We start from the raw sequence: 22,327 nt of genomic DNA on the forward strand, positions 1-22,327 counted from the left end.
CGCTTCGGGGGTACCGTTCGTGGGAGGACATATGGCCGAGGTAGCAGTGCAGCGAGCGCCGGAACGCGGCATCTGGGGATGGATGCTGTTCGACTGGGCGGCACAGCCGTTCTTCACGGTCATCACCACCTTTATCTTCGGACCCTATTTCGTCTCGCGCATGGCGAGCGATCCGGAAACGGGCTTGGCTGTGTGGGGCTATGGAATCGCCGCGGCGGGGCTGGCCATTGCCGTGCTGTCGCCGATCCTGGGCTCGATCGCCGACCAGACCGGCCCGCGAAAACCGTGGATCGCGTTCTTCGCTGCGGTCAAGATCACCAGTCTTTGCCTGCTATGGTTCGCCGCGCCGGGCTCAAATCTGTTCCTAATCGCGGCTTTGTTTTCGCTGGCGTCGGTGGCGGCGGAATTCTCGACCGTGTTCAACGATTCGATGATGCCGCGCCTGGTTCCGAAGAGCGAAATCGGCCGCATCTCAAACATGGCCTGGGGTCTTGGTTATCTCGGCGGCATGATCGCGCTGATCTTCGTCGTCGCCTTCATGGCGGGTTCGCCGGAGACCGGCAAGACGATCATCGGCCTCGACCCGCTCTTCGGCCTCGATCCGAAGCTCGGCGAGGACGCGCGCGCCACCGGACCACTGTCGGCGGCTTGGTATTTTCTATTCATCCTGCCGATGTTTTTCTTCACGCCCGACGCCGTCAAAGGCCTTCCAATCAGGCCTGCTGTGCGCGAAGGCCTGTCGGAATTGAAATCGACGCTGGCCGAGGTACGTCAGCGCAGCGGTATCTTCCGCTTCCTCGTCGCGCGCATGATCTATCAGGACGGCGTCAACGCGCTGCTCGCGCTGGGCGCACCCTTTGCCGCGAAGATGTTCCACTGGTCGATCACTGAGGTCGGCCTGTTCGGCATCATCCTCAACGTCGTCGCCATCTTCGGTTGCTGGGGCGCAGCCCATTTGGATACACGGCTCGGATCCAAAGCCATTGTGATGATTTCGATTGTATTGCTCAGCGTCGCCACGATTGGCATTGTGTCGACTGGGCCGGGCTTCACGCTGCTCGGCCTCATGCAGCTCTCTACCGCCGATTCGGGCGGCCTGTTCGGCACGGCAGCGGAGAAAGCCTACATCCTTTACGGGCTTCTGATTGGGCTGGCCTTCGGGCCGGTGCAGGCGTCGTCGCGGTCCTACATGGCGCGTAGTGTTACCGCGGCAGAGTCGGGCCGCTATTTCGGCATCTACGCGCTGGCCGGGCGGGCGACCAGTTTTCTGGCGCCGTTCATGGTGGCAACGATCGGTTTGGTCAGCGGCTCGGATCGGCTCGGCATGGCTGTAATCGTGCTGTTCCTCGGCGTCGGCCTGGCGATCCTGATCCGCACGCCGTATCCGGCGGACCAGTCGGCAGAGTGAACTGCACTTCCCTTCTCCCCTTTGGGGGAGAAGGTGGATTGGCGCGATAGCGCCGAGACGGATGAGGGGTGTTGGAAGAAACGATACGTGAAAACATCAAGGGATTTGAAGCGCTTACGTCTTCATCGAAGCGATCCTGCCAACACCCTTCATCCGACCGAGCTTCGCTCGACCACCTTCGCCCACAGGGGGAGAAGGGAAGAAGCGCTCAATGCCGGAAATGCCTCACGCCGGTAAACACCATGGCGATGCCGTGGGCGTCGGCGGCGGCGATGACATCGTCGTCGCGCATCGAGCCGCCGGGCTGGATGACGGCGGTGGCGCCGGCTTCGATCGCAGACAAAAGCCCGTCGGCGAAGGGAAAGAACGCGTCTGATGCGACGACAGAACCCTTGGTCAGCGGCTCGGCCAGGCCGGCAGCCTCGGCCGCGTCGAGCGCCTTGCGCGCGGCGATGCGTGAGGAGTCAACCCGGCTCATCTGGCCGGCGCCGATGCCGACGGCAGCGCCATCTCTGACGTAGACGATGGCGTTCGACTTGACGTGCTTTGCAATGCGGAAGGCGAATTTGAGATCGGCCATTTCGGCCGGCGTCGGCGCGCGTCTGGTCACCACTTTCAGGTCAAGGTCATCGACCACCGCATTGTCGCGGCCCTGGACAAGCAATCCGCCGGAAACGGACTTGACGGTGACACTGGCCGTGCGCGGATCGGGCAGGCCGCCGGTGACAAGCAAGCGCAGATTCTTCTTGCCGGCGACGATGCGTATCGCTTCTTCCGAGGCGCCCGGCGCGATGATGACCTCGGTGAAGGTTTTGACGATCTCTTCGGCGGCCTCGGCATCGAGGGTCCGGTTCATCGCGACAATGCCGCCAAATGCCGACACCGGATCGCAGGCAAGCGCCTTGGCGTAGGCCGCCTTCAGCGAGGCGCCCTCGGCGACGCCGCACGGGTTGGCATGCTTGATGATGGCCACGGCGGCGGAGCGGGCCGGATCGAACTCGCCGACCAGTTCGAAGGCGGCGTCGGTGTCGTTGATGTTGTTGTAGGAAAGCTGCTTGCCTTGAAGCTGGCGCGCCGTCGCGACGCCCGGCCGCTTGTCGCCGTCGACGTAGAAGCCGGCGCCTTGGTGCGGGTTCTCGCCGTAGCGCATCACCTGGTCCAGCCTGCCGCCGAAGGCGCGCCAGGTGGGATGCTCGATCTCCAGCGCTTCGGCGAACCAGCCGGAAATCGCCGCATCATAGGTGGCGGTGCGGGCGAAGGCCTTGGCCGCCAGCTTCTTGCGGAAATCCAGCGAGAGCGAGCCGAAATTCATCTCCAGTGCGTTGAGTACTGAGGCATAGTCCTCGGGATCAGTGACGATGGCGACATAGGCGTGGTTCTTGGCCGAGGCGCGGATCATCGCCGGGCCGCCTATGTCGATGTTCTCGACGATCGAGGCGTAAGCGGCGCCGGAGCGGCGGACATCCTCGAAAGGGTAGAGATTGGAGACGACGAGATCGATCGGCTCGATGCCATGATCGCGCATTGCCGCGGCGTGTTCGGGATCGTCGCGCACGCCGAGCAGCGCGCCATGCACGGACGGATGCAGCGTCTTGACGCGGCCGTCCATGATCTCGGGAAAGCCGGTGAGGTCGGAGACGTCGCGCACGACCATGCCTGCCTCAGCGATCGCCTTTGCCGTGCCGCCGGTGGAGACCAGCTCGACACCGGCCGAGACGAGGGCCTGCGCGAAATCGATGAGCCCGGTCTTGTCGAAAACGGAAAGCAGCGCGCGACGAACGGGAACGAGGTCGGGCGCGGGAATGTTCTTGGCGGCGACGGCCATGGGCTGGCGGCCTTTCACGGCTGGTTGGGAAAGTGTCCGCGCGCCGTAGCACATGAGGCCTGGAAATCAAACTGCGAGGCTAACCGCAGTCTCAGCTTTTTGCGACCTGACCGGCGATCACTGTTCGCGTCAGCTGCCAATGGACTTCGGAAACCTCCGATGCCTTGAAGGCCAGCACGATCTGCCGGCTGCGGCGCGGGCCGCCCAAACCGGCGAAGTAGATGGATTCCTCGACCTCGGGCGCTACCTCGGTGCAGGTGAACACCCACGTGTCGGCCTGTTCGGCGGTCAGCACCAGGCGGCCATGCTGGTCCTGGAGCAGGCCTATGGCGGGATGGATGTGGAAGCGCACCGTGACGAAATCGCGGCCGTTGTTGCGGATCGCAGCATTGCCCGGCCGCAGAAAGCGATCCCTGCCGGCAAGCACATTGCCGTTCGTCGACAATTTCAGCTCGCGCTCATGCAGCAGGCCGAAGCGCGCGACATAGCCGTCGTGGCGAGCCAGGAAACCCTGGCTGCCTGACTGGTCGGTGCGCTTGCAAGATACATGCTGCGGGCCGCCGATCAACGGCGTGCCGAGCAGATCGTTGACGCGCAGCGAATGGCTGAAACGCGCCGACGAGGTGTCGTTGAGGGTGGCGGTCGAGTGGGCGGCCGTGGCGCGGGCAAGCGGCCGGAATTCGGCGGCGCCATAGGTGTCGACGCCGGCATTGACGACGTAATGCTGGCGGCCGGAGGACAATTCGAAAGCCAGGCATCCGGCGTGCGCCGCGTTGGAAACGTCGATTGGGGGCGGCGGGCCGGTATCGGCGATCACGGTGACGCCGCCCATGGAGAGGCGCTCGTAGCCTGAATGCGGCGCGTGCAGCAAAGGCGCGCCGGCGGTGTCGTCGTGGCGCAGTATGGTGGCAATGCGGTCGTGGATGGTCGCGCCCATGCCATTGAAGCGGGCGAGGCTGCCGTCCTGGTGGCGAAAGAAACGCAGCGCCGGCAGCATACGGTCGATTGCACCCATCAGCGCCGCCGGCGGCGTTTCGGCTTGATTGGCATAGGTTTGGCGCAGCGGCAGAAGGTCGGCGAGGATTTCAAGAACGGTTATCGGATTGCGGGAAATATGTCCGCCATCCGGCAGAATCTGGCGATCGAGCTCATCGGCGAGGCTGCGGGTCGCACCGCGCAGCGCCGATGCCGGCGCCGGCAGCGACAGAGCGGCAAAAGCGAGCGCGATGCGGGCGCGCAGCCTGTCCTTGCCGTCCGGCATCTCGCGTGCCATCGCCCTGAGATAGCGGATCTGCATGGCCAGCGATTTCAGGAAGGCCCGGTAGAAGGGAAATTCTGCGCCCTGCAGCACCACCGAGGAATGCTGCAGCCAGGCAATGACGCGCTTGGCCGTCGTGCCAGGCTCCCAGGCGACACCGGCAATATTGCTGCCATGCATGGCGATCCAGTCGGAGACCAGCGCCCGGGCATTGGCGGCGGCAAGCTCGGTGCCGGCGGCGCGCATGTGGCGCAACCAGCGAAAGCCGTGCAGCGTCTTTTGCCAGCCGGGATTGGGCACGGCGATCTGGAAAGGCGACTTGCCGCCGGTCTCGACCATATGTCCCGACAGCGGATAGCGGCCATAGTAGATCTCGAGCGCAATCTGCGGGTCGGCCAGGCGCAGGTCTGGCGGAGCGATCAACACGCGTTCCGGCGTCCGGCCGGAGTAGCGCCAGCGATAGAGTGGCCCGGCACGCAGGCGCCGGCGCGTCTTGCGCCAGAACTCCTTCGCGACAAGCGTCCATAGACGCGTCGTGCTGCCGGCAGCGATCGCCAAAAGCCCTCCTGATATCCCTCAACCCGAGACAAGTTTATATGATTCAAGAACTTATGCGAAGGCGAATTCCATGGAGGCCTTGGGAGTTCGGCCTGTTTTCCGCAGGATTCTTCCTAAAATAACGGACAATTTTCAGCGTTATCCGGCTCTGCGCATGCGGGCGGCGAAGAAGCCGTCCAGGCCGGACCGTTCCGGTGAGCCGAGTTCGAGATCGGCGGGCGTGGTGCGCAGCGTGCCTTGCGGCGTCAGGAAGGGATCGATGCTGGCGATCTCGCCTGGGCGGAGCGGATCGTCGACGATATCCGTCGTTCCGGCGAGGAAGGCGCGGTGAAGCGCCTCGCCTTCGAGTGGGTCGAGCGAACAGTTGGAAAAGACGATGAGCCCGCCGCGCCTGACCAGGGTGACGGCGCGAGCGAGCAGCCTTCGCTGCAAATCGGCGAGTTTTTCGACGTCAGCCGCCGTCTTCGTCCAGGGCACGTCGGGATGCCGCCGCACCGTGCCGGTCGAAGAGCAGGGCGCGTCGAGGAGGACGGCGTCGAACAGTTGTTCCGGCTCGTATTTGAGCAGATCGGCCTGGACGATCTCTGCGGACAGACCGAGCCGTTCGAGATTCTGCGAGAGCCGCGCCAACCGGCTCTTCGAGGTATCGACGGCGGTGACCTTGGCGCCGCCGAGAATGAGCTGAGCGGTCTTGCCGCCAGGGGCGGCGCAGAGGTCGGCGACGCGCAAACCCCTGATGTCGCCGAAGAGCCGGGCCGGAAGGCTGGCGGCGGCGTCCTGAACCCACCAGGCGCCGTCTTCGAAACCGGGCAGTTCGGTGACGGTGGCGCCGAGCTTTTCGACGCGCACGGTGCCGGTCGGCAGCACGATGCCGCCGAGCCGCTCGGCCCACAGCGCGGGATCTGACTTGACGGTGAAGTCGACCGGCGCCTCGTACCGGTGAGCGGCGAGGATTTGCCTGGCCTTCTCGACGCCATAGGCAGCCTTCAGACGGTCGGAAAACCATTTCGGCGCTTCGTCGGTGGCGGCGAGCGCTGCAGCCAGCTCGGCCTGCTTGGACCGCGCCAGCGTGCGCAGCACGCCGTTGACGAGACCGGAGAAGCGCACAGTGCGCGGATCGGACTTGGCGTGGGTCACGGCAAGGTCGACGGCGGCGCTGTCGGGAATGTCGAGGAACAGGATCTGCGCCGCCGCCACATGCAGAATGTGCGAAAGCACGGTGGCATTGGGCGGCAACGGCTTTTCCAGGCGGCGGGCCAGCAACCCAGATATGGTCACGCGGAAGCGCAGCGCAGTGACCAGTATGGCGCGCACCAGCGCCCGGTCGCGCAGGTCGAGCGCCCTGTATTGCGGATGGCCGTTGTCGTGGTCGGTCAGCCCGTCAAGCGGCGTTTTGGCATCGATGACGGCGGCGAGCAGCCGGGCAGCCGCCTTGCGCGCGGCGAGACCGGCAACGGGCTCGCCGGGACTCATTGCATTGTCTTCATGATCGCCTGACGTTCCGTGTCGGCGCGTCGCGCCACTCACGACCACGGGCCTTTGGATCCGGTCGGATTGCGGCCCCAGGGGTTGGATTTCGGCCTGGCCGGTTCGGTCGGCTGCTCAGGCTGCTCGGCTGCCTTCTCCCACGGGCCCGACGGGCGCTGCACGTCCGCCTGCCGCGGCATCGGGGCCTGCCGCTGAGCGGGGGCGGATGCCATATCCCGCGCCATCGCCTGCAAGGCGGCGATGCGGTTATCGGTATTCGGGTGGGTGGAAAACAGGCTGTCCATGCGCTCGCCGGAAAGAGGATTGATGATGAAGAGGTGGGCGGTCGCCGGATTGCGCTCGGCATCCGGGTTGCGGATGCGTTCGGCGCCGCGGGCGATCTTGTCAAGGGCCGAGGCAAGCCAGAGCGGCTGTCCACAGATCTCGGCGCCGCGCCGGTCGGCCTCGTATTCGCGGGTACGGCTGATCGCCATCTGCACGATCATAGCGGCGAACGGCGCCACGATCATCGCCACCAGCACACCGATAATGCCGAAGGAATTGTTGTTGTCGCGGTTGCCGCCAAAAAAGAAGGCGAAATTGCCGAGCATCGAGATCGCGCCGGCAAGCGTGGCGACGATCGTCATGGTCAGCGTGTCGCGGTGCTGCACATGGGCGAGCTCGTGCGCCATCACCGCCGCGACCTCTTCGTGCGATAGTTGCTGCAGCAGCCCGGTGGTGGCGGCAACCGCGGCATTCTGCGGATTGCGGCCGGTGGCGAAGGCATTGGGCTGCGGGTTGTCGATCAGATAGGTTTTCGGCATCGGCAGGCCGGCCTGTCTGGCAAGGCTCTGTACGATGGCGTAATATTCCGGGGCGTTCCTTTCGTCGACCTCGACGGCGCGGTTCATCGCCAGCACCATCTTGTCGGCGTTCCAATAGCTGAACAGGTTCATGGCGGCGGCAATCAGCAAGGCAATCACCATGCCGCCCGATCCGCCGATCAGATAGCCGACGCCCATGAACAGCGCGGTCATCGCGGCCAAAAGCATGGCGGTGCGAAGTGTGTTCATTGTCTGCTCCGTTTCTGCCGGCGCTGCGTAAAAGGGGTCGATCCCTGTCGGCTCATCGCTATATGATGGGAAACGTGTGGCCCTGTTTCAATCGGCCGGGAATATCGCATGATCGAAGAAACCAGTAAAACGGGCGAAACCAGTGAAACAACTGCCGGCCCCGGCCACGACGCGCCGCAAAAGACGCTGACGCCGGCAGCGCGCCGCGCTCTGGCTGAAGCGGGAGCACGGCGCGAACACTATCGGCAGCAGGAAGCCGCGATGCCCCAGGAGATCGGCGGCCGTGGCGGCAAGGAGCCCGGCCGCTATGGCGACTGGGAGGTGAAGGGCCTGACCAGCGATTTCTAAGGGCACCCTAAGCCGCAGCGCGCTCCGCCGCGAGCATAATCCAGCCGCGGTCGTCGACCGTGATGCCCAGCCCGGCATAAGAGGCGATCGCAGCATGCGGCGTATGCAATGGATGCTGGTGGGTGGCGCTGATCACAACGACCGCGGCTCCTGCGGCCTCGGCCGCCGATATGCCGGCAGGCGCATCTTCGAAAACGAGGCAGTCGCGCGCATCGACGCCCAGCCGCTCGGCCGCCAGCCGGAAGCAATCCGGCGCTGGCTTGCCGCGGGAAACGTCCTCGGCCGCGACAAGGATGGCGGGACGCGGGATGCCGGCGGCGGCGATGCGCAGGAGAGCCAGCTCGCGCGGCGCCGAAGTGACGATGGCCCAGCGCTCGGGCGGCAGCGACGCCAGAAATGCCGCTGCGCCGGCGATCGGAAGGATGCCGTCGATATCGGCCGCCTCGGCCTGCAGAAGCGCATCGGCTTCGCGCATCGGGTCGACGCCTGGAAGCGCCAGCCGCGCGATGGTCTCGATTGCCCGCACGCCGTGGATCGTCGGCAGGAATGCGGCAACGTCGAGACCTTGCCGTCGTGCCCAATCTGCCCAGACCCTTTCTGCCGCGGCAATCGAATTGACCACCGTTCCGTCCATGTCGAACAGGAAGGCTGCGAATTTTCTGCCTGCGAACATCTGCTATCCCGGGTTGTTTCGGAAGGGACCAAAAGCCTGTCGATCGACCGTAACGTCGCATCGGCGGCATGGGAAGGCGCGAGATCGCCTTTTTCGACAAGACCAGGGAACCACGGCCGGCCATCTCGCGTTAACTTAACTGTCTTCCACGACACTCAAAAAAGAGGGGAACCGCGATGCTGATTCGGCTCGGCTACGAAATCGCCATTGACTGCGCTGAAGCCACCCCGGTGATTTCGCTGCTCGAGATCCATAAGGACCGCCAGGCCGACATCAAGCGGCAGACCCGCGTGCTGACCTCGCCTACCGTCCCAACCAGGCTCTATCACGATCTTTACGGCAACGCCTGCCGCCGCTTCACGGCGCCCGGCGGCAGCTTTCGCATTCTTTACGATGCCGTTGTCGAGGACAGCGGCGAGGCCGACGAGGTCAACCCGCTGGCCAGGGAAGTGCCGGTGACGGAGTTGCCCGACGATATGCTCTGCTATCTGCTCGGCAGCCGCTATTGCGAGACCGATCATCTCAGTGATCTGGCCTGGCAGGTTTTCGGCCCTGTTCCATCCGGCTGGGCGCGGGTGCAGGCGATCGTCGACTATGTCCACAACCGTCTGTCGTTCGGTTACGGCTATGCGCGCCCAACCCGCACGGCGGCGCAAGCGCATGAGGAGCGCGTCGGCGTCTGTCGCGACTTCGCTCATCTGGCGATCACGCTCTGCCGCTGCATGAACATTCCCGCCCGCTACGCAAACGGCTATCTCGGCGACATCGGCGTGCCGGTCGACCCGGCTCCGATGGATTTTTCGGCGTGGCTGGAAGTGTTCCTCGACGGCAAATGGTACACGTTCGATCCCCGCCATAACATGCCGAGGATCGGCCGGGTCGTCATCGCGCGCGGTCGCGACGCGACCGACGTGCCGCTGCTGCACAGTTTCGGCCCGCACCGGCTCAGCCTGTTCAAGGTCTGGACCTACGAGCAGGAAAGCAATCTGTTCAGCCCGCCCCATCGCGGCGTCGACAGAACCGTCACCGCGCAGATGCTGGCATAAAAGCGCAAGCGCGAACGGCCTGCGACCGTTGTTACGATCATCCGGGCCGTCGTACAGGTCCGATGCGCCTGATCCGCTTCGGCACAGCCCGCCTGTGCCGGAGCGGGATCGAGTCCTTGTGCTCCACGGCAGACATCGGGATCATGGTAAGCGCTTCGTAAACGAAACTGCCGCAGCGGCTTGTCGTTTTCACCTTGCCGCATTTCGAAACCAAGCAGAAACAACGGTTTGACAATGAGCCGGTAGCTGTTGGTCCCTTCGCGGCGCCATACGGCCGGAATCCTGCAATGCGGCCTTCACACGGCCTTGAGGTCGTGGCTAATGGAGTCGGAAGCATGCGGCATTTTGGGGGTCTTTTTCACGCAATCGGCAGCGTTGCCGGGGATCGCAGCGGAAATTTAGCGGTTCTGTTCGGCATGGTTGCGTCGGTGCTGGCGCTGGGCGTCGGCTTTGCCGTCAATATTTCCCAACTCTACAACGCCAAGTCGAGTTTGCAGGGCGTGATCGATGCGGCGGTGACGTCTACTGCACGCGACCTGACGACCGGCGTCATCAAGGAGGCCGATGCCAACAAGTCGGTGCAGGCGTTTCTCGATGCCAACAGCCGAGCGGGCATCCTGCAGGCTGATCGGATCGTCCTCGACAAATTGACCATCGACAGGACCGCCAAGACGGTTCAGGCGGACGTCCATGTCGATCTCGGCCTTTATTTTCCGCTTTTCAGCATGGGTGACATGAAGCGCGTTGCCGCATCGACGACAGCGCTCTATTCGGACAAGACGATCGAAGTGGCGATGATGCTCGACGTCACAGGGTCGATGGCCGGCCAGAAAATCATCGATCTGAGGACAGCTGCAGCGAACGCGGTCGACAGCTTCCTGGACGGCCAGGACTCCTCCAACCCCCGGGTGCGTGTCTCCATCGTACCATACGCCAATTCGGTGAATGCCGGCGCGCTTGCCGCCAGCAGCGTCTATGTCGAAACCTCGACCAGCCAGCGCAAGCAAGCGCCAGGCAATGGCGCCATACAGTACGTCTCCGGCTTAACGCGTCCGGATAATTGCGCCACCGAGCGCAAAGGCACCTATCAATATTCGGATGCAGGCCCCGAGGTCAGCATGGTCAATCGCGATTACCTGTTGTCGTCCTTTGCCTGGCAGACCGGCACGGCTGCCTGCCCGGCCGCCGCGTTGAAGCCGCTGACGGCGGACGCCGCGGCGCTCAAGAACGTCATCAAGACCTTTGTCGCATCGGGCGGCACCTCGGGCCATATCGGCGTGCAGTGGAGCTGGTACATGCTTTCGGAAAGCTGGGGCAGCGTGATGAATGCTTCGCAGCGGCCGGCCAAGGCGGATCCGAACAAGGTCGCCAAAATCGCGATCCTGATGACCGACGGCGAGTTCAACCTGTCCTATTTCGATGCCGCCACTGTCGGTGAGGTCTACAATGATGCCGGCAAGGAACCGACCCGCACGGCAGCCAAGACGCTGTGTACCGCCATGCGCGCCAAGGGCATCGAAATCTTCACCATCGGTTTCGATCTCAACGAAGAGATTGCCCAGGCGACACTGCACAATTGCGCGAGCCCGGATACCGCCAAGATCAAGCACTTCTATCAGGCCGCCAACGGGACGGAACTCAACCAGGCTTTCCAGGACATAGCGCACAACATCGAAAGCTTGGCATTGACCAAATAGAGGGCATTGACCAGACAGGATCCGGACAAGGAAAAGGCCGCCGCTTCTTTCGAAGCCGGCGGCCTTCCGTGTTTCCGTCCATGGCGCGGCTCATGGCGGCGACGTGACTTAAAAGTGCTGGAGCGTCCTTTGCGCGTCCAAAGGACGCGCGGCGCTCCAGGCGTCGCCAGCCGCGCATCTCGCGCCTTAACGGGAAGACTGCTTCCCGAAAGTGCAATCCGCTGAGGCCACGTTCTGGAAAACGAAATCACTCGACATCGGATCACCTCCTTTCGATTTGTTGAAGACGCCCTCATCATGGGGTGTCGATCCGCAAATGGCAAGGCGCCATGGTGAAAATGCGGTGCGGGCTTGTCGCTGGCGGCTTGCGGCTATCCGATCGGACAGGCAAAGTCGGCGTCGACGCTAAGCGGCAGAGCAGGGGAGGAAGGGCATGGAGGCAGCCGACAGAGCGGCACGGATCGTTCGAACGGTTATCGAGACATTGAAGCCGGGTTTCGCGGTCAGGTTGTGGACCGGCGAGCGGATCGGGCCCGCCACCGGCCCGGTGGTCACCATCAACGACCAGGACATCGTCTGGCAGGTGATGCGTCGGCCCAACCTCTCGACGCTGATCGAAATGTGGATTTCCAAGACCATCGACGTGGAAGACGGGTCGCTGTTCGATTTCTACGCTCTGCCTGCGCACGGCAAGCTCAGGACGAAGCTCAAGGCGTTGCCCAAGCTCGCGGTCCTGCGCGACCTGCCGGCCGTGCTGTTTTCGAGAAAACAGATGACGGCGCGGACCGACCTTTCCGGGCGCAACCCCTTCGTCAGCGGGTCGAACAGGCAAGCGATCCAGCACCACTACGACATTTCGAACGCCTTCTACCGGCTCTTCCTCGACGAACGCATGGTCTATAGCTGCGGCTATTTCACCGATTTCGCCAACGGCATCGACCAGGCGCAGAAAGACAAGCTCGACCATATCTGCCGCAAGCTCCGGCTGAAGCCGGGCGAAAGGCTGCTCGACATCGGCTGCGGCTGGGGAGCCATGCTCATCCATGCCGCGAAAAATTACGGCGTCGTCGGCCACGGCGTCTCGCTGTCGGAAGCCCAGACCCAGCTTGCCCGCGAGCGCATCCGCGCTGAGGGGCTGGAGGACCGCATCACCATCGAGATAAAATCCTACGCCGAGCTGTCCGGCTCCTTCAACAAGATCTCGTCGATCGGCATGTTCGAGCATCTGGGGCTAGCCAACCACGCCGCCTATTTCTCGACCATCCATCGCCTGCTCAAACCGGGCGGCATCTATCTGCATCACGCTATCACCCGGCGCGACAAGGGCAGCATCAAGAAGACCTTGCGCAAAGGCCCGGAATTCAAGGCGCTGATCAAATACATCTTTCCCGGCGGTGAGCTCGACACGATCGGCATGACGCTCGGCAATCTCGAAGCGCACGGCTTCCTCGTCTACGATGTCGAGAATTTGCGCGAGCATTATGCCCGCACCTGCCGGCTGTGGGCCGAGCGCCTCCACGCGCGCTTCGACGAGGCGATCGCCGAGGTCGGCGAAGCCAAGGCGCGCCTCTGGCTGCTTTATCTCACCGGCTGTTCGATCACTTTCGAACGCGCCTCGGCGCAGATTTTCCAGACCGTCGTCACTAAGCGCGCGCGGGGCCCGAGCGGCCTGCCGCCGACGCGGGCGGATTTGTACCGGTAGTTGGTTTAGGTTGTGAACTCATAAACGTAACGGCTCAGCGGTTAGTCTTTGACGCCTTGGTTGCTGCAAGAAGCGCTGCGAAAGTCTGCTGGGGTCATTTTGAAGAGAGCGTCGCCAGCGGCGTCGGGTGAAACCGGATTGCCCTGCGCAGAGACGACTGCCGTCGAAGGCTGGTCATCACAGCTGCAGACGATCCAACTCGCTCCGCCGAACGTTCTGTTCGCTGGACCAGTTTCGCACTTCATCGGCGGAGACGATGCTATTTGCGGTGCCTCCGCCCGCCCTATCCCGGCGGCAAACAGGCCTAGCATCACCAAACGCAACAGTGCAGCCATAGGCCAAAAGTGTGCCGCACCAAAGCGCAGACTGCGCAAGGCCGCGCACCAGACGCGGTGGCGCGTCTGCTGATCTGATCGAGGGTGTTTTGGCACATCACAACCCCGCCCGCTGGTGTTATGCTGCCTTTCGCCTCCGAGGCTTGGTCAATGCTGACGTGCGACGAGGCTGAGGAGGGGGACATGGCAGTGACGGAGCTTCAAAACCGCAGTGGCGTGCGGATTGGCACTGATCTTATCGATGAGTTCGCCGTCGGGTTGGCTGGACGCTTAATCCGGCCCGCTGATGCCGACTACGACGAGGCGCGCCGGATTTGGAACGCCGCAATCGACCGGCATCCGGGATTGGTTTCACGTTGCCTCGGCGTCGCCGATGTAATCCACACGGTGAAATTCGCCGCCAGAAACGACCTTCTCGTCGCGGTCCGTGGGGGCGGTCACAATGTCGCCGGGCGGGCACTATGCGACAACGGCATTGTTGTTGATCTCTCCGCCATGCGTGGCGTGCTGGTTGAACCCAAGACGCGCACCGTGCGGGTGCAAGGCGGTGCGACGCTTGGCGACCTCGACCGCGAGACACATCTGCATGGGCTGGCGGTGCCGGTCGGCGTCGTGTCGAAGACCGGCGTTGCCGGGCTGACACTCGGCGGCGGCGTGGGCTGGCTGGTCCGCAAGCACGGGCTGAGTTGCGACAACGTGATCTCGTTTGAGCTGGTGACGGCTGAGGGACGCCTGCTGACGGCCAGCGCAGAAGAACACCCCGACCTTTTCTGGGCCCTACGCGGCGGAGGCGGCAATTTCGGCATCGTCACCTGCTTCACCTTCCGCGCGCAGCAAATATCGTCGGTGTTCGGCGGCCTGATTGTTCACGGCCGCGACAAGGCCCGCGAGGTGCTGCGCTTCTATCGCGACTTCATGGCCACGGCACCGGAGGAACTGACTGCCTACGCGGCCATGTTGACGACGCCGGACGGCATGCCGGCGGTCGGCATAGTCGCATGCTGGTGCGGTGACATGGAAGAAGGCGCACGCGTGCTGGCGCCGCTGCGAGCTTTCGGTCCGCCGCTGCTCGACGCCATACAGCCAATGCCCTACCCGTCGATGCAGAAGCTGCTGGACGGGGCGTTCCCGGACGGCACCCACAATTACTGGAAGGCGAGCTTCGTTCCGCAACTTACCGATACGGTCATCGACCTGCTTGTTGAGCATGGAAACCGCATGGAGTCGCCTCTCTCGGCCTGTCTCGTGGAGTTCTACGGCGGCGCGCCGGGCCGGGTCAGTCGCACGGACTCTGCCTTCGCCCAGCGGAACGCGGAATACAACATTGGGATGACCGCGCAGTGGACGGATCCGGCCGAAAGCGAAAGGCATATAGCCTGGGTGCAGGCCATGTACGATGCGTTCGAGCCGCATTCGAGTGGCATGCACCTTCTCAACTTTCAGAGCGAACCCGCGGACCAGGTGATCCGTGCCTCCTTCGGTGATAATTACAGTCGGCTTGCCGAGGTGAAGCGGAAATATGATCCCATGAATTTTTTCAGCCTCAACCAAAACATCTCGGCCGCGGCACACTAGCTGCCCCTCATTAAGATCCGGGGGTTATCGACGCGTTCCTTCGGGATGGTCAGTGTGAATGCAGCATATGGATACGCCGACGAATTGCCTCGTCCACGGTGGATAGGTCGGCGCGGTGATTAGCGGCTGCGAGGTCGCCGACATAGGCCAATGGTTGCCAACGATCTTGATCCTTGCTGCGCTCATTATGGTGCCGTTCGGTTGGTATTGGCGCAAGCTTCTGGATACGAACGTGAGGGCAGGGCGTGCCGCTGACAGTTGCCCGGCTGTACGGGCGCGAAGGTGAGGTCGCGCGAGAAGGCAATCGTCCGGCTCGTCGCGGCGCGTTCGGCATGGCCCAACCGGACTAATAAGCGCGTCGCGTCTGAAAGGATTCACGCGACGCGCGACGCGCTTTAAGTCCTTGTTTTTATACATGTCGTTATCCCAAAACCGCTGCGCACTTTTGGGCAACATGCATTAGACCAACCGCATCGTCTCGCCGATTTCGACGCGGGCTGGCCGGTCGACCGTGCAGTAGACGCCGAGATTATGCGCGTTGTGACGGACCAGATTGCGCAGGATTGCCGGATCGTGGTCGAAACCATCCTGTGCGATGATGGTGAAGCCGCATCGGCGGCACGGCTCCGAGATCGTCAACAGCAGGTCGCCGATCGCCAACTTGCGACCGATCCATTCCGTCTCCGGGAATGATCCCTCGACCGCCGGCATGTCGACGACGATGTTGGGGCGGAACCGGCGCGGGTCGGCGGTGCCGTCGGGATGCAGCGCTTTCAGGCGCGCCAGCGAAGCGGTGGTCAGGAGGTGGATGGGGGCCTTGCGGTAACGCTCCACGGTCAGGGGACCGGCGTAATCCGGCGCAGCATCTTCCCGGCGAAACGGCCGGATCGAGGCTTCGAAGCCGAGAAAGGCGGAAACAGCGCGGTCGCTTTCGGCTCCAGGCGCTGGCAGCCAATCGCTCTGTGGCGTCGCGATCTCCAGTTCGCGGGCTTGCGACAACCGGGTCCGGATGCGTGGCACCTTGTGCCATTTCGCCTCGCGGTCGGGCCGTGCGATTTCATTATTCGAGGCATCGACAAGGCCGAACAGGCGGTCGCCATCGATGGTTTCCAGACCGACCGAGATCACCTCCAGGCATTCGCCGGCGAGCGAACTCGCCGGATAGCGCCAAAGCCCGGTGACGGCACCCAATGCATCAGGCCCTCTTGTTCTGCCGGTTGGCGACGAGGTCGTCGACGACCGCCGGGTCGGCCAGCGTCGAGGTATCGCCGAGCGCGGCAAAATCGTCCTCGGCGATCTTGCGCAGGATGCGCCGCATGATCTTGCCGGAACGGGTTTTCGGCAGGCCGGGAGCGAACTGGATCTTGTCGGGCGTGGCGATGGCGCCGATGTCCTTGCGGACATGGGCGACGAGTTCCTTGCGCAACTCTTCGCCCGGCTTCTCACCGGCCATCAATGTGACGTAGCAGTAGATGCCCTGGCCCTTGATGTCGTGCGGATAGCCGACGACGGCGGCTTCCGAGACTTTCTCGTGTGAAACCAGTGCTGATTCGACCTCGGCCGTGCCCATGCGGTGGCCGGAGACGTTGATGACGTCGTCGACGCGACCGGTAATCCAGTAGTAGCCATCGGCGTCGCGGCGGCAGCCGTCACCGGTAAAATACTTGCCCTTGTAGGTGGAAAAATAGGTCTGCACGAAGCGCTCGTGGTCGCCATAGACAGTGCGCATCTGGCCCGGCCACGAATCGGTGATGCAGAGGTTGCCGCTTGCAACGCCTTCCAGCACCTTGCCGTCACCGTCGACCAGTTGCGGCTTGACGCCGAAGAAGGGCCGCGTCGCGGACCCTGCCTTCAGGTCAGTGGCACCGGGCAGCGGCGTGATCAGGATGCCGCCAGTCTCGGTCTGCCACCAGGTGTCGACGATCGGCACCTTGCCGTTGCCGACGAGGTTGAAATACCACTCCCAGGCTTCCGGGTTGATCGGCTCGCCGACGGTGCCCAGCACGCGCAGCGATTTGCGCGACGTCCTGGTGACATGGGCGTCGCCCGCGCCCATCAAGGCGCGCAACGCCGTCGGGGCGGTGTAGAAGATGTTGACCTTGTGCTTGTCGATGACCTCCCAGAAGCGGGACTGCGACGGATAGTTAGGCACGCCTTCGAACATCAGCGTGGTGGCGCCGTTGGCGAGCGGCCCGTAGACGATATAGCTGTGGCCGGTGACCCAGCCGACATCGGCGGTGCACCAGTAGATGTCGCCATCATGGTAGTCGAAGACATATTGGTGGGTCATCGAGACATAGACGAGATAGCCGGCCGTGGTGTGCAGCACGCCCTTCGGCTTGCCGGTCGAGCCTGATGTGTAGAGGATGAACAAAGGGTCCTCGGCCTTCATCTTCTCCGGCTTGCACTCCGCCTTCACCGAAGCGATCTCGTCGTGGTACCAGACGTCGCGCCCCGGAGCCCAGCCAACCTTGCCGCCGGTGCGGCGCACGACGACGACCTTGTTGACCATCACGAAATTCTTCGCGGCGATGTCGATCGCCTTGTCGGTGTTGTCTTTCAACGGAATCGGCTTGCCGCCGCGCAGGCCTTCATCGGTGGTGATGACGAAAGTCGATTCGCAGTCGACGATGCGGCCGGCCAATGCATCCGGCGAGAAGCCGCCAAAGACCACCGAATGGATGGCGCCGATGCGCGTGCAGGCAAGCATCGCGTAGGCCGTTTCAGGGATCATCGGCATGTAGATGGTAACGCGGTCGCCCTTCTTGACGCCGTGCTTCTTCATCACATTGGCGAGCCGGCAGACATGCTCGTAAAGCTCGCTATAGGTGATCTTCCTGTCGTCGTAGGGATTGTCGCCTTCCCAGACGATGGCGGTCTGGTCGCCGCGCTTCTTCAGATGCCGGTCGATGCAGTTCCAGGAAACGTTGGTCTCGCCGTCCTCGAACCATTTGATCGAGACCTTGCCGTTGAAGGAGGTGTTCTTGACCTTGCTGTAGGGCTTGAACCAGTCGATGCGCTTGCCGTGCTTGCCCCAGAACTTGTCCGGGTTCTTCACGCTCTCGGCATACCATTTCAAATAGGTGTCATTGTCGATCAGTGCGTTCTTCTTCCACGCCGGCTGGACGCGATGGACATGAACCTCGGACATTTTTTCACTTTCCTCCCAAGACCAAGCCGCCCGGCTTGACCGCCGTCGGCATCACGGCGAAGCGGCCGCGAATTCGCGCGCATTATTAACAGTTCCGCGGTGACGGCAATATTAGACGTTGGATTTGCGCGGCGGGATGCCGCAGACGCTTTCTTCACTGTTATCAGCACTCGGGTTGGATCGCTGCTAACTACATGTTTTTGCGTCGTAAACCCGGCCTCAGCTACGAAATATCAATAGACGATTAAGCAAATTGCGCGCACAATTTCAAATTGGGAGGAAAGGAGAATCAACCAGGGGACCGCGATGCGCGACCATTCCGAAATGGACCTGATGCTCAAGGGCTACGGCTTGACCACGGCCAAGATCCTTTATCATTTTCCCGATCATCCGCATCTGCTGCAGAGCTTCATCTGGCAGGACTACGACATCGCTCCGAAATTTCCGGTGCTGATCCGGTTCATCGAGTTCTGGCAGACCAAGCTCGACGGCCCGCTGCATTCGGTGAGCTATACGCACCAGAAGCTGATCGCGCCTAACGAATGGCACAAGGTGGACGGCGAGTTCGTGCTGCATTAGGGCGTGTCGATATTCAGGTGAGGCCGGCCTGCGAATGGCGGTTTCCTGCGCTTACCTACAGCGCCGCGCGCCCTATTGGGCGGGCAAAGGACGCTGTAGAACTTTGATTTTGCGCATGACCTTTCCGAAATCGATCTCGATTTCGGGGTCATGCGCGGGCTCACGTACTTTAAGTACGCTCCGCTCCGGTTCTCGGAAGCCACCATTCTCGGCGCGGCCTGACCTGAATCTCAACATGCCCTGTCGCCGGGCGTTTGAGGTATCGAGCGGGGTCAGACCGCAGGCGGGCTCAGCCGGGCAAAACCCTCCTGCCGGCGATAGGGGAAATACGGATAGGGCGCGGTGACCGCGCTTGCCGCGTCGAGCTTCTTCATCTGGTCTGATGTCAATGACCAACCGACGGCGCCGAGGTTCTGGCGCAGCTGCTCCTCGTTGCGCGCGCCGATGATGACAGAGGCGACGGTCGGCCGCTGCAGTAACCAGTTGATGGCGATCTGCGGCACCGTCTTGCCGGTTTCCTTGGCGACAGTGTCGAGCGCATCGACGACCCGGTAGAGTTGCTCGTCCTCGACCGGTGGCCCGAAGCCTGCGGTGTCGTGCAACCGGCTTGTTTCCGGCAGTGGCTCGCCGCGGCGGATCTTGCCGGTCAGGCGGCCCCAGCCGAGCGGGCTCCACACCAGCGCGCCAACGCCCTGGTCGAGGCCGAGCGGCATCAGCTCCCATTCATAGTCGCGCCCGACCAGCGAATAATAGACCTGATGGGCAACGTAGCGTGGGTAGCCGTGCTTGTCCGCCAGGCCGAGCGATTTCATTACTTGCCACCCGGAAAAGTTGGAAACGCCGACATAGCGCAGCTTGCCGGCGCGCACGAGACTGTCCAGCGTCGACAGCACCTCCTCGATCGGCGTTGCGGCGTCGAAAGCGTGCAGTTGCAGCAGGTCGATGTATTCGGTGCCGAGACTCCTCAGCGCATCCTCGACGGCCTTGATGAGACGCGAGCGGGAAGAGCCGGCATCGTTGGGACCGTCGCCCGTCGGCAGCGAGGTCTTGGTCGAGATCAGCACGGCATCGCGGCGGCCCTTGATGGCCGCGCCGAGCACCTCCTCGGAGGCGCCATTCGAATAGACGTCGGCGGTGTCGAACAGGTTGACGCCGGCCTCAAGGCAGATGTCGACCAGCCGCCGCGCTTCCGTCGCATCGCTGTTGCCCCAGGCGCCGAACAGCGGCCCCGAACCGCCGAAGGTTCCAGCGCCGAACGAGAGCGCCGGGACCTTCAGACCCGAGGCGCCAAGACGTCGATAATCCATGGTTTTGCTCCTTGTATCGAAGGGTGGTTGGATTTGTTTGGGATCGTCACGACCGGGCGGATGCCGGTGCGCCGAGCTCCGAGCTGCGGTCGAGGCGCAGCGCTAATCCCGCCACGGCCAGTGCGGAGAGCGGCAGCAGGGCGGCGACCCAGCTGACGGCGCCGAGGCCGGGGCCATGGGCGATCACCACGCCGCCGAGCCAGGCGCCGGCGGCGTTGCCGAGGTTGAAGGCGGCGATATTGAAGGATGAGGCCAGGCTCTGGCCGGCGCCTTCAGCCTTTTCCAGCACCCACATCTGCAGCGGCGCCACGGTGGCGAAGGCGGCGGCGCCGAGCAGGCCGACATAGATGACGGCCATCACCTGGCTGTGCAGGGCGAAGGTCATCGTGCCGAGCACCAGCGCCAGCACAACGAGACTGCCGAGGACGGAAGGCACCAGCCAGCGGTCGGCGAACTTACCGCCAAGCAGATTGCCGGCGATGAGGCCGCCGCCAAAGACCAGCAGGATCGGCGACACGGCTGCTTCCCCAAAACCGGTGATCTCGGTCAGCAGGGGAGCGATATAGGTGAAGACGGCGAAGACGCCGGCATAGCCAAGCACGGTGGTGGCGAAGCCAAGCAGGACCGGCGCGCGGCCGAGCACGGCGAGATCGCCGCTCAGGTTGCTCTTCTCAGGCGCTGCCTGGCTGCGCGGCACCAGCAGGAGAATGATGGCGAAGGCGACGATGCCGACCAGGGTTACCGCCCAGAAGGTCGCCCGCCAGCCGAAGGCCTGGCCGAGCCAGGTGCCGAAGGGCACGCCGAGGATGTTTGCGATGGTCAGGCCGGTGAACATCAGGGCGATCGCCGAGGCCTTCTTGTTTGGCGCCACCAGCCCGGTCGCAACGACCGAACCAACGCCGAAGAACGTGCCGTGGGCAAAGGCGGTGAGCACGCGGGCAGCCATCAGTGTCCAGTAGTCGGGGGCGAGCGCGCAGGCGAGATTGCCCAGCGTGAAGATCGCCATCAGCGCCAGAAGCACGGTCTTGCGCGGCCAGCGGCCGGTGGCGATCGTCAGCAGCGGCGCGCCGATGACGACACCGAGCGCATAGCCGGAAATCAACTGGCCGGCGGCCGAGATCGAGACTCCGAGATCGGTGCTGACGTCGAGCAGCAGGCCCATGATGACGAATTCGGTGACACCGATGCCGAAGGCACCGGCGGCGAGGGCGTAAAGAGCAAGAGGCATGGCGGTTCCCATTTCGATGACAGCCAGTGTTGAAGACGGGACGCCGTGTCCTCCCACGCCCCGTCCCGGAAGATCGTGTCGCGGCGTGCTGTGAACCAGCCTTGCGCAGGGCACATTGTCTGTGAAATAGATTCACGAATGGCGAGACCCGACATCAACCGCTCCGGCGAGATCGAAGTGTTTGTCCGCGTCGTTGAGGCGGGGAGTTTTTCGGCCGCCGCTCGCGCGTTGCGGATGACGCCGTCGGCAGTGAGCAAACTGATTGCGCGGCTTGAGGCGCGTCTTGGCGCGCGGCTGATCAGCCGTTCGACACGCAAGCTGCAACTGACACCGGAGGGCGCGGCCTTCTTCGACAGCGGCGTGCGCATCCTGGCCGACATGGCGGCAGCCGAGCGCGAGGCGGCGGCCGGCGCCGCCCCGCGCGGCCGGCTGCGGGTCAACAGCTACGTGCCCTTCGGGCAGCACCGGCTGATCCCGCTTTTGCCGCGTTTCCTCGAACGCTATCCGGAAATCACCATCGATCTGGTTTTGACCGATCATGTCATCGACCTGATGGAGGAGCGCGCCGATGTCGCGATCCGCGCCGGGCCGCTCGGCGAATCACGGTTGGTGGCGCGCAAGCTCGGGCAAAGTCCGGTGGTGGTCGTCGCTGCGCCGTCCTACCTCAGGACGCACGGCATCCCCCGGACGCCGGCCGATCTCGATCGCCACAATCGGATGGGTTTCTGTTTCGTGCGCCATGTCGATGATTGGCCATTCGTCGACGCGGCCGGCGAGGCCGTTCTCGTTCCGATAGCCGGAAATGCGCTGGTCAGCGATGGCGAGGCGATGCGGCAGATGGCGCTTTCGGGGGCGGGCATCGCCCGGCTGGCGCGCTGGCATGTGGAACCCGACATCGCCGCCGGGCGGCTGGTACCGCTTCTGGAGGCCTTCAACCCAGGCGACGAGGAGCGTACCCACGCCGTCTATGTCGGACAGGGCAAGCATTTGCCGGCGCGGGTGCGGGCCTTTCTCGACTTTCTGGTCGAGACGGTCCGCCTGACCTGAGCCTAAAGAAGATCGGAGCCAAAGAAGATCGGGAACCGGTCGGCTCCCGA

The 22,327-nt window shown here is 63.5% G+C and carries 17 protein-coding genes; 8 read left to right on the forward strand and 9 right to left on the reverse strand.

Translation table 11 applies throughout. The features are described from left to right. Positions 1 to 31 precede the first annotated feature (31 nt). Positions 32 to 1,408 carry an MFS transporter gene (locus AC0NIE_RS06230; RefSeq protein WP_473486227.1) on the forward strand — a complete coding sequence of 459 codons (1,377 nt, stop codon included), beginning with the start codon at positions 32 to 34 and terminating at the stop codon, positions 1,406 to 1,408. 208 nt (positions 1,409 to 1,616) lie between these two features. Here the strand turns inward: AC0NIE_RS06230 and purH are convergent, their stop codons facing one another. The 4 genes from purH to htpX all read right to left on the reverse strand — a co-directional run bounded on the left by purH (position 1,617) and on the right by htpX (position 7,589). Beyond that, positions 1,617 to 3,233: a bifunctional phosphoribosylaminoimidazolecarboxamide formyltransferase/IMP cyclohydrolase gene (gene purH / locus AC0NIE_RS06235; protein ID WP_473486228.1), complete on the reverse strand. Its 1,617-nt coding sequence runs from the start codon at positions 3,231 to 3,233 to the stop codon at positions 1,617 to 1,619. Positions 3,234 to 3,324: 91 nt separating this feature from the next. Then, entirely contained in the window at positions 3,325 to 5,049 is a 1,725-nt protein-coding gene (locus AC0NIE_RS06240) for a heparinase II/III family protein (RefSeq protein WP_473486229.1), read from the reverse strand. A gap of 138 nt (positions 5,050 to 5,187) precedes the next feature. Then, positions 5,188 to 6,522 carry an RsmB/NOP family class I SAM-dependent RNA methyltransferase gene (locus tag AC0NIE_RS06245; protein ID WP_473486230.1) on the reverse strand — a complete coding sequence of 445 codons (1,335 nt, stop codon included), beginning with the start codon at positions 6,520 to 6,522 and terminating at the stop codon, positions 5,188 to 5,190. A 50-nt stretch (positions 6,523 to 6,572) separates the two neighbouring features. After that, a complete protein-coding gene (gene htpX, locus AC0NIE_RS06250; protein ID WP_123151225.1) occupies positions 6,573 to 7,589 on the reverse strand; it encodes a zinc metalloprotease HtpX in 1,017 nt (338 codons plus the stop codon). 108 nt (positions 7,590 to 7,697) lie between these two features. Between htpX and AC0NIE_RS06255 the strand changes: the two genes are divergently transcribed. Further along, entirely contained in the window at positions 7,698 to 7,937 is a 240-nt protein-coding gene (locus AC0NIE_RS06255; RefSeq protein ID WP_473486231.1) for a DUF1674 domain-containing protein, read from the forward strand. Between the two features lie 7 nt (positions 7,938 to 7,944). On the opposite strand, the gene AC0NIE_RS06260 is transcribed toward AC0NIE_RS06255, so the two are convergent. Further along, positions 7,945 to 8,610 (reverse strand): HAD-IA family hydrolase, encoded by a 666-nt coding sequence (locus AC0NIE_RS06260; protein WP_473486232.1) that lies wholly within the window; start codon positions 8,608 to 8,610, stop codon positions 7,945 to 7,947. Between the two features lie 176 nt (positions 8,611 to 8,786). On the opposite strand from AC0NIE_RS06260, the gene AC0NIE_RS06265 reads away from it, so the two are divergent. From AC0NIE_RS06265 to AC0NIE_RS06280, 4 genes are all read left to right on the forward strand, one after another. Next, a complete protein-coding gene (locus AC0NIE_RS06265; protein WP_473486233.1) occupies positions 8,787 to 9,656 on the forward strand; it encodes a transglutaminase-like domain-containing protein in 870 nt (289 codons plus the stop codon). 335 nt (positions 9,657 to 9,991) lie between these two features. Beyond that, the gene (locus tag AC0NIE_RS06270) at positions 9,992 to 11,353 is read left to right on the forward strand and encodes a TadE/TadG family type IV pilus assembly protein (protein ID WP_473486234.1); all 1,362 of its coding nucleotides are present in this window, start codon (positions 9,992 to 9,994) and stop codon (positions 11,351 to 11,353) included. A 433-nt stretch (positions 11,354 to 11,786) separates the two neighbouring features. Then, positions 11,787 to 13,055 carry a class I SAM-dependent methyltransferase gene (locus AC0NIE_RS06275; protein WP_473486235.1) on the forward strand — a complete coding sequence of 423 codons (1,269 nt, stop codon included), beginning with the start codon at positions 11,787 to 11,789 and terminating at the stop codon, positions 13,053 to 13,055. Between the two features lie 518 nt (positions 13,056 to 13,573). After that, on the forward strand, positions 13,574 to 14,965 hold the full coding sequence (locus AC0NIE_RS06280) for an FAD-binding oxidoreductase (protein WP_473486236.1): 1,392 nt from the start codon (positions 13,574 to 13,576) through the stop codon (positions 14,963 to 14,965). A 459-nt stretch (positions 14,966 to 15,424) separates the two neighbouring features. Here AC0NIE_RS06280 and AC0NIE_RS06285 read toward each other — a convergent pair whose 3' ends face one another. Beyond that, positions 15,425 to 16,156, reverse strand: a complete 732-nt coding sequence (locus AC0NIE_RS06285; RefSeq protein ID WP_473486237.1) for an MOSC domain-containing protein — start codon at positions 16,154 to 16,156, stop codon at positions 15,425 to 15,427. A 4-nt stretch (positions 16,157 to 16,160) separates the two neighbouring features. Beyond that, positions 16,161 to 18,116 carry an acetate--CoA ligase gene (gene acs / locus AC0NIE_RS06290; RefSeq protein WP_473486238.1) on the reverse strand — a complete coding sequence of 652 codons (1,956 nt, stop codon included), beginning with the start codon at positions 18,114 to 18,116 and terminating at the stop codon, positions 16,161 to 16,163. 306 nt (positions 18,117 to 18,422) lie between these two features. On the opposite strand from acs, the gene AC0NIE_RS06295 reads away from it, so the two are divergent. After that, on the forward strand, positions 18,423 to 18,695 hold the full coding sequence (locus tag AC0NIE_RS06295; RefSeq protein ID WP_065011174.1) for an usg protein: 273 nt from the start codon (positions 18,423 to 18,425) through the stop codon (positions 18,693 to 18,695). A 272-nt stretch (positions 18,696 to 18,967) separates the two neighbouring features. On the opposite strand, the gene AC0NIE_RS06300 is transcribed toward AC0NIE_RS06295, so the two are convergent. Both AC0NIE_RS06300 and AC0NIE_RS06305 read right to left on the reverse strand, forming a co-directional pair. Further along, positions 18,968 to 20,002, reverse strand: coding sequence for an aldo/keto reductase (locus tag AC0NIE_RS06300; protein WP_473486239.1), 1,035 nt, complete (start codon positions 20,000 to 20,002; stop codon positions 18,968 to 18,970). A gap of 46 nt (positions 20,003 to 20,048) precedes the next feature. Beyond that, positions 20,049 to 21,230, reverse strand: a complete 1,182-nt coding sequence (locus AC0NIE_RS06305; protein WP_473486240.1) for an MFS transporter — start codon at positions 21,228 to 21,230, stop codon at positions 20,049 to 20,051. Positions 21,231 to 21,368: 138 nt separating this feature from the next. On the opposite strand from AC0NIE_RS06305, the gene AC0NIE_RS06310 reads away from it, so the two are divergent. Then, complete coding sequence (locus tag AC0NIE_RS06310; RefSeq protein WP_473486241.1) at positions 21,369 to 22,277, forward strand: LysR family transcriptional regulator; 909 nt, start codon at positions 21,369 to 21,371, stop codon at positions 22,275 to 22,277. Positions 22,278 to 22,327 lie beyond the last annotated feature (50 nt).

The organism is Mesorhizobium sp. WSM4842 (assembly GCF_055901575.1).